Origin of the sequence: Micromonospora chokoriensis (assembly GCF_000718555.1) — a bacterium.
Lineage (GTDB): Bacteria > Actinomycetota > Actinomycetes > Mycobacteriales > Micromonosporaceae > Micromonospora > Micromonospora chokoriensis_B.
In genome coordinates this window covers 286,189-299,268 of sequence record NZ_JOAN01000001.1, presented here as the reverse complement: position 1 = coordinate 299,268, position 13,080 = coordinate 286,189, and the positions used below count along the sequence as shown (strand labels likewise).

General features: G+C 72.8%; 14 protein-coding genes. 11 read left to right on the top strand and 3 right to left on the bottom strand.

Going from position 1 to position 13,080, the window contains the following annotated elements:
• Positions 1-97 precede the first annotated feature (97 nt).
• The gene (eccD, locus tag IF46_RS0101380; RefSeq protein WP_030486407.1) at positions 98-1,495 is read left to right on the top strand and encodes a type VII secretion integral membrane protein EccD; all 1,398 of its coding nucleotides are present in this window, start codon (positions 98-100) and stop codon (positions 1,493-1,495) included.
• A gap of 22 nt (positions 1,496-1,517) precedes the next feature.
• Here eccD and IF46_RS0101375 read toward each other — a convergent pair whose 3' ends face one another.
• Complete coding sequence (locus IF46_RS0101375; protein WP_030486406.1) at positions 1,518-2,705, bottom strand: type VII secretion protein EccE; 1,188 nt, start codon at positions 2,703-2,705, stop codon at positions 1,518-1,520.
• Positions 2,706-2,867: 162 nt separating this feature from the next.
• On the opposite strand from IF46_RS0101375, the gene eccB reads away from it, so the two are divergent.
• From eccB to IF46_RS0101335, 8 genes are all read left to right on the top strand, one after another.
• Entirely contained in the window at positions 2,868-4,502 is a 1,635-nt protein-coding gene (gene eccB / locus IF46_RS0101370) for a type VII secretion protein EccB (RefSeq protein ID WP_030486405.1), read from the top strand.
• A gap of 46 nt (positions 4,503-4,548) precedes the next feature.
• A complete protein-coding gene (locus IF46_RS0101365) occupies positions 4,549-4,959 on the top strand; it encodes a hypothetical protein (RefSeq protein ID WP_232233899.1) in 411 nt (136 codons plus the stop codon).
• Positions 4,952-6,232, top strand: coding sequence for a WXG100 family type VII secretion target (locus tag IF46_RS0101360; RefSeq protein ID WP_030486403.1), 1,281 nt, complete (start codon positions 4,952-4,954; stop codon positions 6,230-6,232). Before IF46_RS0101365 ends, IF46_RS0101360 begins: the two co-directional genes overlap by 8 nt.
• 206 nt (positions 6,233-6,438) lie before the next feature.
• The gene (locus IF46_RS0101355) at positions 6,439-6,798 is read left to right on the top strand and encodes a hypothetical protein (RefSeq protein WP_157562501.1); all 360 of its coding nucleotides are present in this window, start codon (positions 6,439-6,441) and stop codon (positions 6,796-6,798) included.
• A gap of 150 nt (positions 6,799-6,948) precedes the next feature.
• Positions 6,949-7,767, top strand: coding sequence for a hypothetical protein (locus tag IF46_RS0101350; RefSeq protein ID WP_030486401.1), 819 nt, complete (start codon positions 6,949-6,951; stop codon positions 7,765-7,767).
• 67 nt (positions 7,768-7,834) lie between these two features.
• On the top strand, positions 7,835-8,176 hold the full coding sequence (locus IF46_RS0101345; protein WP_030486400.1) for a YkvA family protein: 342 nt from the start codon (positions 7,835-7,837) through the stop codon (positions 8,174-8,176).
• Positions 8,177-8,207: 31 nt separating this feature from the next.
• Positions 8,208-8,615, top strand: a complete 408-nt coding sequence (locus IF46_RS0101340) for a pyridoxamine 5'-phosphate oxidase family protein (RefSeq protein ID WP_030486399.1) — start codon at positions 8,208-8,210, stop codon at positions 8,613-8,615.
• Between the two features lie 191 nt (positions 8,616-8,806).
• The gene (locus tag IF46_RS0101335; RefSeq protein WP_030486398.1) at positions 8,807-9,454 is read left to right on the top strand and encodes a C39 family peptidase; all 648 of its coding nucleotides are present in this window, start codon (positions 8,807-8,809) and stop codon (positions 9,452-9,454) included.
• A gap of 10 nt (positions 9,455-9,464) precedes the next feature.
• Here the strand turns inward: IF46_RS0101335 and IF46_RS0101330 are convergent, their stop codons facing one another.
• Positions 9,465-10,841 carry an FUSC family protein gene (locus tag IF46_RS0101330; RefSeq protein ID WP_232233898.1) on the bottom strand — a complete coding sequence of 459 codons (1,377 nt, stop codon included), beginning with the start codon at positions 10,839-10,841 and terminating at the stop codon, positions 9,465-9,467.
• Positions 10,842-10,972: 131 nt separating this feature from the next.
• Between IF46_RS0101330 and IF46_RS0101325 the strand changes: the two genes are divergently transcribed.
• The gene (locus tag IF46_RS0101325) at positions 10,973-12,073 is read left to right on the top strand and encodes an AI-2E family transporter (protein WP_030486396.1); all 1,101 of its coding nucleotides are present in this window, start codon (positions 10,973-10,975) and stop codon (positions 12,071-12,073) included.
• Here IF46_RS0101325 and IF46_RS0101320 read toward each other — a convergent pair whose 3' ends face one another.
• Entirely contained in the window at positions 12,074-12,727 is a 654-nt protein-coding gene (locus tag IF46_RS0101320; protein ID WP_030486395.1) for a dienelactone hydrolase family protein, read from the bottom strand.
• A gap of 170 nt (positions 12,728-12,897) precedes the next feature.
• On the opposite strand from IF46_RS0101320, the gene IF46_RS0101315 reads away from it, so the two are divergent.
• Positions 12,898-13,077 (top strand): hypothetical protein, encoded by a 180-nt coding sequence (locus tag IF46_RS0101315; RefSeq protein WP_030486394.1) that lies wholly within the window; start codon positions 12,898-12,900, stop codon positions 13,075-13,077.
• The last annotated feature ends 3 nt before the right edge of the window (positions 13,078-13,080 follow it).

Here is a 13,080-nt window from a genome sequence, read left to right as displayed (position 1 = left end):
TACGTGCTCGTCATCGTAGGTAATCTGCCGTGTGCGCGGTGGACCCGGACCGCAGCATCGCAGCCAGCCGATCACAGACGCACACCTGGAGGCCACTGTGGCGACGAAGACGGCGACCGGTGGTCTGAGCCGGATCACCATCGTGGCTCCGCGTACCCGGATGGATCTGGCGTTGCCGTCGGACGTGCCGATGGCCGACCTGCTCCCCACGCTGCTGCGCTACGCCGGCGAGGACATGGCCGACGAGGGTGCCCGGCACGGCGGCTGGGCTCTGTCCCGGTTGGGCGGTGCACCCCTGGACGGTGGTCGTACCGCCGCGCAGCTCAGCGTCCGAGACGGTGAGGTGCTCTACTTCAACCCCCGGTCGGCGGCCGCACCGGAGATCGTCTTCGACGACGTGGTGGACGCGGTCGCGACCGCGACCAACCAACGCCCCGGTGCCTGGCAGGTCGGCGCGACCAGGTCTTTCGCGGTGGTCTTCGCGGCGTCGGCGCTCGGCGCCGGCGCCCTGGCCGCGCTCTTCGCCGGCCCGCCGCACCTGCCCGGTGCGTTGGCCGCCCTGCTGGTCGCGGTGGCGCTGCTGGTCGGCGCGGCGGTGCTGTCCAGGGCCGCCGGTGACAGCGGCATCGGCGCGGTGCTGGCCCTGGTCGGCCTGGGGTACGCGGCCACCGGCGGTCTGCTGCTGCTCGCCGGTGATCGGTCGCTGACTGATCTGTCCAGTCCGAACGTCCTGCTCGCGGCGACCGCCGCGGTGGTGGCCGGCGCGGTGGCCGTGTTGGCGGTGGGCGACCGGTACCCGCTCTTCTTCGCCGCGATCGGGGTCGCTGCCGCGACCGGCCTCGGCGCGTTGCTCTGCCTGGTCATCGGCCTCGACGCGGCGGCCTCCGCTGCGGTGGTGGCGGCGGTGGCGTTCGGCGTGGTGCCGGCGCTGCCGATGATGGCCTACCGGTTGGCCCGACTGCCGGTGCCGTCGATCCCGACCGGTCCGGAGGACCTGAAGACCGACAGCGAGACGGTGGACGGCCGGCAGGTGCTTGCGCGCAGTGAGCGCGCCGACCAGTTCCTGACCGGTCTGCTGTGGACCGTCGCGCTGTTGGTGCTGGGCGCGCAACTGGTGCTGGCCCTGGATGGGCGCCTGCCGGCGGTGCTGCTGTGCCTGGTGCTGGCCCTGCTGGCGCTGCTGAGGGCCCGACCGCTGCTGGGCCGAGCCCAGCGCACCCCGGTGCTGCTGGCCGGCACCATCGGTCTCGGCCTGGCCGCCGCGACCACCTTCGCCGACGGATCACTGCCGGTCCGGCTCGGCCTGATCCTGGGCGGGCTCGTGCTGACCGCCGTGATCAGCCTGATCTACGGTCTGACCGTCGCCGGCAAGCGCATCTCGCCGGTCTGGGGTCGACTGCTCGACATCGCCGAGATCCTGCTGATCATTTCGCTGGTGCCGCTCGCCTTCTGGGTCTGCGGCCTCTACGGCTGGATCGTCAACCTCCGGCCCTGACCAGGTCTCGTCGCCCCGCCGATCAGCGCGACTGCGGGCCGCTGGGGATGCCCAGCGCCGACGCGACCGGAGCGGTGGCGTAGACGCCCGGCGCGTGCTGCCCGTCCATCGGTCGGGTGGTCGCGCCCACCCGGTCGGCGACCTCGCGGACCACCTTGACCAGGGCCTCGACGTGGTTGTCCATCGCCGCGACCCGCAGCAGCGGCGCCGCCACCCGACCGTCGGCCGAGACGGTCACGGCCACCGTGTGCGACGGCGCCGAGGTCGCGGTGATCGCGTCCACGAGTGGGCCGAGCGGTGCGTCCGAGCGGCCCCGCAGAGTCATGCAACGGTGCGTCCAGCCGCCGCCGCGCAACCCACGCCAGGTCTCCGCCGGCGCCTCTGGCACCAGGTCCAAGCCGGCGGCCGAGACGATGGCCGCCCGCAGCTCCTCCCGGCCCAGAGGCCGATGGGCCAGACCCTCCGAGGTCAGCGCCTTGCCGAGCCGCCCGATTCCGGCAGCCACCGTGCGGTGCACGCCGGTCAGCCCACCACCCCGGCTCACCGCCTCGACCCGGGCGTCCCGGACAGTGAGTCGCAGCGCCACCCAGACGGTCCGGTGTGCCGCCGGCGGCGCGCCGGGCGCCGGGTACCAGACCAGCGTGTGCGCGACGATCTGGGCCCGGGAGACCGGGGCGCTGAAGTCCGCGAGCACTCGCAGCGCGCGGTCCACCGCTGAGGCGTCGACGGAGCCGACCGCCGTGCCGCTGGCGGACTGCAGGGCGACCGCGGCGAACCAGCCCTGATCGTCGCGTCCGATGCCGAGCCGGGTGCCTCGGTCGGTCAGCTCGATGACGCTCAGATCGGGGGCGAGCGCCGCCAACCGCGGGTCGGTCGCCGTACCGTTGGCCAACGCCGCCGACGCGCGCTCACCGCGTCGCCGCAGCCGCCGACGCAGCAGCAGATCCTCGAACCACCAGCGACCACCACGACGGGCGAAGACCGCCAGGACGATCAACGCCGCCACCGCGCCCACTGCGGCGATCGCCCAGCTCGGGCCGGCCGTGGCGGCCCACACCGCCACCACGCACAACTCCAGCACGACGAGCTGCCCGACCAAAACGGGACCGACCCGTCCACGGCCGGGCCGCTTCGCGGCAGGCACCGGCCTGGTCGGAATGTCGGACGGGTCCGTGACCGCTCGGGCGGGTCGCGCCTGAACCTGCGTCATCGCTGACTGTCCCTCCTGCACGGTACGGCTCTGCGCCGGGTCTTCTCCGGTGCCGGCCACGAACGGTGGTCCCAAGGAACCAGGGTCGGCCCCTTATCGTAGGGAAGCCCGCGACGGCACCCCGACCTGATCGTCGCGGATCCACCCCGCCGGAGGTAAGTCATGCGGACCCGCCGCGATCAGGTGCAGGCGTACCGCTTCGTCACCCGCCGCATAGTCTCCGCCTTGCTGTCGGGCGACCCGGAGACCACCAATCTGCCGATGCGCCGGCTCGGCATGGCCGTCTTCGGCAGTGTTCTCGCCGCGGCCATCGTGCTCGGCGGGGTGGGTGCCTACGGCCAGTTGACCGGAAACGCGGCGCCGCTGGACGACCAGACTCTGGTCATCGAACGGGAGACCGGCGCGACGTACGTGTTCATGCAGGGCAAGTTGCACCCGACGCTCAACTACACCTCCGCGCGCCTGATCGTGAACGATGGAAATGCCCAGGTGCGGACGATGTCCCAGGCGTCGCTGCGGGACCGGCCCCGCGGGGTCACCCTCGGCATCGTCGGGGCGCCGGACGCCCTGCCGGACCGCAAGTCGCTGACCGGGCTGCCCTGGTCGGTCTGCGACGTACCCAACCCGATCGACCGGCAGCGGTCCAGCACCCGGCTCGTGATCGACCGGCCGCTGCCCGGCGGTACGCCGTTGGGCGACCGTGCGGTGCTGGTCGCGGCGGGCGACCAGCGGTACCTGCTTACCAACAACGCCCGGCTCCAACTGCTCGACCCGTCCCGGACGACCACGGCGCTGCGGATGGCTGGCACCGAGCGACTCCAGGTCGGGCAGCAACTGCTCAACGCCGTGCCGGCCGGGCCACCGCTGCGCCGGCCGTCGCTGCCCGGCGAGGGTGAGCCCAGCAGCCGCGACGTGGCAGGGCGGCCGTACGCCGTTGGTTCGGTCTTCAAGGCGGCCGGGCGGCACTACGTGCTGACCCGGGACGGTCTCGTGTCGGTAAGTGAGATCACCGCTCTGCTGATCGTCAGCAACGGTGCCCGGATCACCGACATCACCCCGAATCAAGTCAGCGACGTGTTCGTCGAGCGGCGCATCGAGGAAGAGGGAATGCCTCCGACGATGCCCGACACCTACCCGGCCCAGCCCGGTCAGACCACGCTCTGCGCGACGTACCGGACGGGCAGCGCGGGTGGCCCGCCGACCACCACGCTGGAGGTCTTCGACCGGGTGCCGACGGAGCTGACCGAGAGCGATCCGGGCCTGATGCCGGTGCGCCAGACCAGCCGGGACGCCGTACGCACCGCCGAGGCGGTGCTGTTGCCCGGCGGCAAGGGTGTCATCGCGCAGGCCTCGCCCGGCTCCGGGACCAGCGGGTCTGGTGCCGCCGGGTCGACGATCTACCTGATCAGCCCGCAGGGCATCCGGTATCCGCTCGGCTCGGCGGACACTCTGGACGTGCTCGGCTACGGCGGGATCACCCCTCTGGCGGTGCCCGGCTCGTTGCTCGCGCTGATCCCGACCGGGCCGACCCTGGACCACGAGGACGCTTTCGCGGTCTTCGCCCCCGACGGACCGGCACCGGCCGCACCGCCGAGCGCCGCACCGAGGTCAGGCTCGCCAACCGCCACGCCACCGTCGGGCTCGCCAACCGCCACGCCACCGTCGGGCTCACCGACCGCCACGCCACCGTCGGGCTCACCGACCTCCGCGCCGCCGTCGACCCCGGCCAGCGGCGCCCCGCCGAGCGGCGGGGCCGGCGGGGGCCTGCCCGTGGGATCGATCGAAGCCGACGGCTGACCAGCTTCGACGGGTCGCCGGGAGTCGCACTGGTGGACTAACCTGGATGTCGCTGACGGTTGTCAACCAGAACGACGGGGATGTTGCCATGGCCGGGCGTACGGAAGTCGACCTGTTGTCCCTTGAGGACTTCCACGAACACCTGGCGTCGCGGTTGGCCCAGGCCGAGTCGGTGCTGCGAAAGCTCAACACTGAGATGCAGTGCCGTCCTCCGGCGCTGGGCTCGTTCTTCGACGCCACTGACAAGGCGCGTCGCTACAGCGAGGTCCACCAGTCCTACGTCGACCAGGCCGAACGGATCCGGCAGGCAGTGCTGGCGGCACAGCAGGCGACCAGCACGATCCTCAACAACTACCGCACCGCCGAGGCGCGTAACGCGGCCAACGCCAACGACGTCACCGCCGCGCTGACCCCGGTCGACCGGGCGTTGCAGCCGAAGGAGGACGGGCGTGTCTGAATACACCCAGCGCTACCAGGGCAGCAGCCACCAGCAGCTGTACGACGGCCTGATGGCGGGCAAGCCGGAGCAGATCGAGGGCGTGGCCACCCAGTGGGCCGAGCTCAAGGGCATCCTCGACGGTCTCGGCCGGGAGCTGAGCGGCGACCTCGACAAGCTCGGCAACACCTGGACGGGCTCGGCCGGTCATGAGTTCCATCGGCGGCTCAGCCTGATCGTCGCCCACACCGACGCGTTGGGCGAAGGGATGGCCGGCATCAAGCAGGGGTTGACCATGATGGCCGACCATCTGCGTGCCGCCCACAAGCAGGCCGAGAGCCCCGAGGAGACCGACGACAACGACCAGACGATCAGCGGTGCGGTCAAGGGTGCCGCAATCTTCGGTCTGACCGGTGCGATCGTCGGGGGCATCGCGGGTCACCAGCAGGACAAGGCCGAGCAGGAGAAGGCCCATCAGCGGATGGTGAACCTGGTGGCCGGTCTGGCCAACAGTTACGAGATCTCCGCCTACGACCGGGTGGTCGACCCGCCCCCGCCCGATCCCGACACTCCCAGCACCACCAACAAGGACAAGACGACGCCGCAGAGTGTCTCGGCCATCGCCAAGGTGACCGGCGGCCCCCACACCGGCACTGACACCGGGCGCACGGGCGATGCGACCATCTCGACGCCCGAGCACGTGGCCCAACCGCCGGGCACCGGCGACGGCACGGTTCCGGCTCAGATCGGCTCGGGCATCGGTGACAGCCCGGCTGTCGCCGCCGGCCCGATCGGGGCGGGCAGCGGCACCGCCCCCACCGGCACCTCCCTCGCCGGGGCGGACCAACTGGTCGGTGGCGCGCTGCTCGGCGGCGGTGCGGTCGGGCTGGTCGGCCTGTCTGGGCCGACCAGCGTGCCCGCGGGGCCGAGCACCGGCCCCGGCCTGCTCTACGGAGCGCAGGGCGGGGCGCCGGCCGGCGGAGTGTTGCGCGGCGGCGCGCTCGCGGGCTCGGGCAGTGCACCCGCCACGTCGGCTCGACCGACCGGCGGTGGTGCGGCCCCGGCCGAGAGCCGCGCCGCCAACGGGATCGGGCGCAGCATCGACGGTCAGCGCGGCGGGAGCGGCGGCAACGCTCGGCCGGCCGCCAGCGGCGGCCGTCCCGGTGTGCTCGGCGGGCAAGGTCGACCGCAGGACGACGACTCCGACGAGCGGCTGACCTGGTTGACCGAGGACGAGATGGTGTGGCAAGACAGCGAGAGGCCCGCACCCCCGGTGCTCGGCACCGGCGACTGACCACGATCCGCCGTCGGCAAGCCTCCACCGCCGTCGGTGCCACACGGACGATGCGCGGTGCCCCCGATCGGAGCCGATCCGGTCGGGGGCGCCACCGTTTTCGGGTGTCGATCGGCGGCGTCCACAGTGCGCATGGTGGTAGCGGTCACGCCGGAGCGGTCGGTCGCCGTGCTGCGCTATGCCAGGACGGGCGATAGGTTGGTCTGGTGTCGTCCGCAGCGTCCGTCCGCCCAGCCCGATGGGCTGTGCTGCGGTCACTGCGGGAGCTGACCCGCCTGGCGATCACCGCGCTGGTGCTCGCGGCCGGCCTCGGTGCCGCTCTCGCCGCGACCCCGCCGCCCGCCCCCACGCAGCTACGGCCCAGCGCCGTGAGCAGTCGGGTGGCCAGTGTCCGCCCCGACGCCGGCCCGGCCATCGATCGGGCCAGCCAGCCCGCTGTCGCCCCGCCGGCTGGCACTGTCGCTACCACCGCGGCGACCGGCCCGGTCGCGGCGGTTCTGGTGCACGCGCCGGCCATCGATCCCGGCCGTGGCACCCCTACGCGACGCGGCCCGCCCGAGCGCTGAGCCAGGCCCGGCAAATCCCGGGGCCCGGTCCGGGTAGTCCCGCACGGCACCTGAGACGCCGTCGACGGGACGACCCCACCCCCGGCCGACCGGTGCTGCCGCGCCCTCCTGCCGCCCGTCGATACCCGCTTCGACCGCGAGGTGCTGATCATGCAAACCCTCCTCTCCGCCGCCCTGCCAGACCTCTCCCGGGCAGCCGCCATCTGGCTGAGCCTGCTCGCGGTGATCGGAGTCGCCGTCTCCGCTCTCCTGCTGCGTCCCGGCCGACTCCGCCTCGACCCGGGCGCCCGGATCCGCCGCGCGGCCATGCCGAGCCAACTGGAGCAGGCGCAGGAGGAACGGGAGCAGAGCCGCTACGCGCAGGAGGTCGCGGTGGCTGCGGAGCGGGCGACCACCACCGCGCAGCGCCGCCGGGCAGAGTGGGTGGCCGCGCAGGAGGCGGTCGAGGCGGCCTGGCAGACGTACGAGGCGGCCGAGGCGGCCGTCCGTCGGCTCGACGCGGCAGCCGCGATGCCGCTGCCGCACACCGCACAGACCCCCGCCGAGTACGCGGACCGCGAGCGCTACCTGCACCGGGCGGCGCTGGATGCGTACTGGCGGCGGGAGCTGTCGGTGGAGCAGCTCAGTGACGTGTTCGGGCACCGCGACGGCTGGGACCCGCGACTGCACCCGGTCGAGCAGGAGCTGGTGCTCCAGCGGGCGATCCGGGCAAATCTGGCGGCCAAGCACGTCGCCGCCCGTGAGCAGGAGCAGGTCGCGTGGCGGGCGGCGGAGTTGGCCGTGGCGGCGGCCCGCAGTCTGCGCGAGGAGGCGCACGCTGCCACCGGACGACGGGTCGCCGAGTCGGCGTCGGTGCTGCCGCTCAGCGAGGTCGGCCGACCGTCGGTCGCGCAGACCCGGGAGAACGTCGAGCAGACCCGGGAGAACAAGGTGGCCGCTCGTGGCCGCGCGACGGTGCCCGCGTTCTGAAGCCGTGAGCCGCGCGACGGTGCCCGGCTGCTGAGCCGTGCGACGTCGGGTGGGTTAGCGTGACGGCATGTCCCGACAGGCGTGGGTCCTCGTGGTGATCGCCGGCATCCTCGCGCTCGCCACACTGGCCGGTGCCGTGGTGCTGGCGGTGCGGGTGGTGCGTACGCGACGGATGCTGACCGGGCTCGGCGCGGGCGGCAAGGTCGCCTTCTACGGGGCACTGATCTACACGATCTTCCCGGTCGACGTGCTGCCGGACCCGATCTACCTGGATGACATGGGTGTCCTGGCCGCCGCGCTGATCTACCTCACCCGGCTGGTGCACAAGCGTCGGGCGGCGGGTCGTCAGCTGTCCGGTCAGTCGGACGCCCCGCCAGATCGGGACCGGGTGCGCCGCCGCGTGCCATGATCGGTGTCGGTTCGGCGGACAGGGGACGGGCATGACGGGCGATCATCGGCTGACTGTGCACGATGAGCGTGTTGTCGCCTTCTGCGCAGAACGTCACCTCGCGACGCTGACCACGCTGCGTACGGACGGCACCCCGCACGTCGTACCGGTCGGGGTGACCCTCGACCCGGCGGCCGGACTGGCCCGGGTCATCACCTCCGGCGCGTCCCGCAAGGCCCGCCACGTGGCGTCAGCCGGCGCGGCAGGCGCGGTGGTGGCCGTCTGTCACGTGGATGGCCGCCGCTGGTTGACCATCGAGGGCCGCGCGGTGCTGCGGTCGGATCCGGCCTCCGTGGCGGAGGCGGAGCGCCGTTACGCCGAGCGGTATCGGACACCACGCCCGAATCCGGAGCGGGTGGTCATCGAGATCACCGTGACCGGGCTGCTGGGGAGCCTCTGACCTGACGGCGGCGGCCCCCGGATGCCCGCCAGCTCGCGGAATTCTCACCGGACCAGATCGGTTACGTCCTCGGTACGCCCAGGGGCGAGACCGCTGATGGTGGTCGCCCCCCTCTCTGCGCCGAGCGCCATTCCCGGTGCTGCCGCCCTCCGCTGGCCGGAGGCGCCAACCCCCCGAACGGAGACTCGACAATGAATCCGATCGTCCAGAAGAGCGGTCTGTCCGTCGTCGGCATGCTGGTCGCCGGCGGTTGCGCCCTCGGCCCGGCGGTGGCCGCGCAGGCCGCCCCGGTGCAGGCCGCCGCCCCGGCCTCGTCGAGCCAGAGCGACCAGCACGCCGAGCGAATCCTCACGATCGACTACCAGGCCCAGCCGAACTTCTACTACTGCGGCCCGGCCGCGACCCGGATGGCGTTGTCCGCCCAGGGCAAGATGCTCTCCCAGGACGAGGTGGCCACCCTGCTGGGCACCACCGAGGCGGGGACTCCCTCGGCCCTGGACACCACTCGCGTGCTGAACGAGCTGACCGGCGGCAAGTACCGGACCACCGAGATTCGTGACTCGGTGGCCCGCCCGGACCAGGTCGAGCAGCTGCGCCGCGACGTACTGGCCGCGGTGGACGCCGGCCGACCGGTGGTGGCCAACATCAAGGGCACGACCGTGGACACCGACGGCAACCCACACTCGTACGAGGGCGGGCACTACCTGACCCTCGTCGGCTACCGCGACGGTGGCGACACGATCCGGATCGCCGACCCGGCCGACCCGGCGGTGGGCGAGTACTGGGTGAGCCTGCCGAAGGTCGCCAACTGGATCGCCGAGCGCGGTTACTCCTCCTGACCCTGACGGCTCATCGGGCCGGCCTCTCCCGTGCGGGGCGGCCGGCCCGACCGTCGTTATGGGTCCGGGCGGCGAGGTGCGCACGTCGACGGGCTCGGGCGGCTCGCGTTGGTAGGGCCCGGCGCAGTCGTCGCCGTACCGGCGGGCGGACCTTCGCCTGGCCGGCATTCGCCGACCTGCGCACGACCTGGTTGGCGTCGTCGGGTTCACAACCGGCCGCCCGGAGCAGGTCACTGGCTGCGGTGCGCACTCCGGTGACGAGGGACTCGCCGAACGAGCGGACATGGCTCGCGCCAGCCCGCCCGGCCAACTCGGCGCATTCCTGGACCAACTGGCGGGTGCGCTGGGGGTCTTTACCGGCCCTGCACTCCGTACGCATCTCCGCCACCGCCCGACCCATTCGGTCCAGCGCGTCCGCCAGCTCTGGCGGTAGCGGCTCGCCGTACTGCAACGCGGTCGTCGACCAGCGGGCCAGGGCACGGCTGTCCAGCAGCAACCGCTCCAGGTGACCCGCGCTACGGGCGTAGCGGTGGAACTGCTGCCGACGGTGCCAGCGCGCCGGTGCGATCGTCACCACCTCCTCCGCTCCGCTCAGCGCGTCGTGCAGCCGCCCCAGGTCGTCATCGGTGCCGCGAAGCCGCTCCAGCACGCGCATGGTCCGGTCGCTGTCGCGCGCGCGCATCGCCCGCGCAAGCTCGCCGAGCTGCTCGCAGAGGATCGCGAAGATCGGGGTCGCAGCACGGTCCAGCACTCGCATCGGGTTGATTGGCAACAGCAGCGCGACCACCACCAGGCCGACCGCGCCGCCGAGGAGCGCGTCGAAGATCCGGGGTACCTGCAGGCCACCTTCCATCGGGGCCAGCGTGGCGATCAGCACGGCGGTACCGCCCGCCTGACCGACCAGCGGGCCGCCCTTCCCCGCGACCAGCAACGCGGCGGCGATGGCCAGCGCGACCACCACGCCGCTCTGCCACGGCCCCGAGCCGAGCAGGAATCGCAGCGTGTCGCCGATGATGATGCCCAGGGCCACGCCGCCCAACAGCTCGAACGTGCGCCGAGCCCGCTGCCCGATGGCGGTGGCGATCGTACCGACGGCGGCAGCCGGAGCGAAGACGTGCGATCCGGGGCCGAGCCACTGCTTGGCGAGCAGGGCGGAGATCGCCGCGGCCAACCCGGCCTGGACGGAGATCACCACGATGATCTCCCACTGCCGGGCCCGAATCCGGCCGGCCTGCCCACTACGGTCCCGCACCTGCCGGACCGCCCGCTCGGCGGTCTCATCGAGCCGCGACTGACCGCGGTCGGCGGGTGGGCGGTCGGCGGCCATGGCGGCGGTTACCCCGACGGCGGCGGAGCAATCGTGCCGGGCTGGTGCTACCGCGGGCACCACCGACACCGTCGAACACCCACCCGCGACGTTCCGGCCGACGTACGATCCGCGCGGGCGACGGCCAGCGATACGGGTGTCGGCGGACGACCGATCGGGTACCGACCTCGTCGAGATCGAGGAGGACCGACATGGCCGCAGAGGATTCCGGACCGACAGGCGGCTCCGGGCCGCGCCAGACGTGGGCGGCGCTGCCCTGGCTGGTCCGAACCGCGGTGTTGTGGAGCGCCTGCCTGGTGGTGATCGCCGCCGGGCTCTACCTGCTGGGCCGGATCGCCGTCCTGCTGGCGCCGCTGGCCATCGCGCTGGCCGCCACCATCTTCCTGACCGCTCTGCTCGACCCGGTTCTGCTCCTGCTGCGCCGGCTGCGCCTTCCGGCGGCACTGGCCGCGCTCTGCACCGTGCTGCTGCTGCTCGGCATCCTGGTCGGCGTCGGCGCCCTGGTGTGGAACCTGACCGCCAGCCAGTTCGATCAGCTCAGCCAGGAGCTGACGCAGGGGGTCGAGCGCAGCCGGGACTTCGTGACATCCACGCTGCCGGTCACCGACGCGCAGCTGGACAAGCTGGTCGACCAGGCTCGGCAGGGGCTCGGTGGCAGCTCGCCGGACCCGGTGGCCGGCGCCCGGACCGCCACCGAGGTGCTCGGCTCCGCGCTGCTCGCTCTGGTGCTGCTCTTCTTCCTGCTCAAGGACGGCCGGTCGATGTGGCACTGGGTGCTGTCGCGGGTGTCCGGCCCGAACCAGCCCGTGCTGGCCGAGGCCGGCCGCGCTGGTTGGCAGACGTTGGGTGCGTACAGCCGGGGCACCATGTTCATCGCCGCGATCGACGCGCTGGGCATCGGGCTGGCTCTGGTGGTGCTGCGGGTGCCGCTCGCCCTGCCACTGGCGTTGATCACGTTCCTCGGCGGGTTCGTGCCGATCATCGGGGCGACGGTGGCCGGCGCGGTGGCGGTGCTGGTGGCGCTGGCCGCGAACGGTCCCACCACCGCGCTGCTCACCCTCGCGGCGGTGATCGCCGTGCAGCAGATCGAGGGCAACCTGCTGGAGCCGCTGGTGATGAAGCGGCAGGTCAGACTGCACCCGGCGGTGATCCTGGTGGCGGTCACCGCGGGCACACTGATCGCGGGGATCGCCGGCGCCTTCGTCAGCGTCCCGATCACCGCCGTCCTGTGGCGCGTCATCGACACCGTCCAGCAGCGCCGTTCGGCCGCTAACCTCCTGCCAGCGGATTGATCATCGGCCGAGGTGCGTGGTGAACCAGGTGCCCGCCTGATCGGCGACCTGCTCAAGGGTGCCGGGCTCCTCGAAGAGATGGGTGGCACCGGGGATCACCCGCAGCTGGCCGACCTCACCCAGCTCGGCCAGCGCCTGCTCGTTGAGCGTGATCACTTCCTCGTCCAAGCCGCCGACCAGCAGCAAAGTCGGGGTACGCACCTGGGCCAACGCGCCTTCGGCCAGGTCCGGCCGACCACCTCGGCTCACCACGGCAGCCACCCGATCCGCGCGGGACGCCGCCGCGACCAGGGCGGCGGCAGCACCCGTGCTGGCCCCGAACAGGCCGATCGGCACCGCACCGGCGGGGCGCTCGGTCGCCAGCCAGTCGACGATCCCGGTCAGCCGGCTGGCCAGCAACCCGATGTCGAACCGCAGTTCGGCGGTGCGCGCGTCCACCTCGTCCTCCGCCGGGGTGAGCAGATCCGCCAGCACCGTGCCGAGCCCACGGTCGTTCAGCGTCCGGGCCACCGCCACGTTGCGCGGGCTGTGCCGGGAACTGCCACTGCCGTGCGCGAAGAGCACCACGCCGACCGGCTGGGCGGGCAGCGTCAGGTCGGCGGGGAGCTGAGCGTCCCCGATCGGAATCGTCACCGTGCTGCGCTGCTCGTCCATGCCCCACCTCCGCGTGCTCGTCGCTGGTCCGGGTACCCCGCCCGCCGCGCGGCACGCACGCCGACGGCGGCGGCGTCGGGCCGCGTTTGCCCGCTGGGGCGTCGGGTACGCGACGAGCGACCGCAGACCGTGTCGGCGCAACCGCGCCCCGACGGATCGCGAGGATCGCCATGGCCAAGCAGCAGATTTCCCGGCAGCAGCAGTTGACCGAGCGGACTCGGCGTGAACAGGACGCCGAGCGCAATCAGGACTTCGGGGATCAGGCCGCTTCGGCCCGGCTACCCGACGATCCCAAGGCAGCGGCACCCCGAGACGCGATCGGGCGTCCGTCAACCGGCGAGCCGGTCTGATCC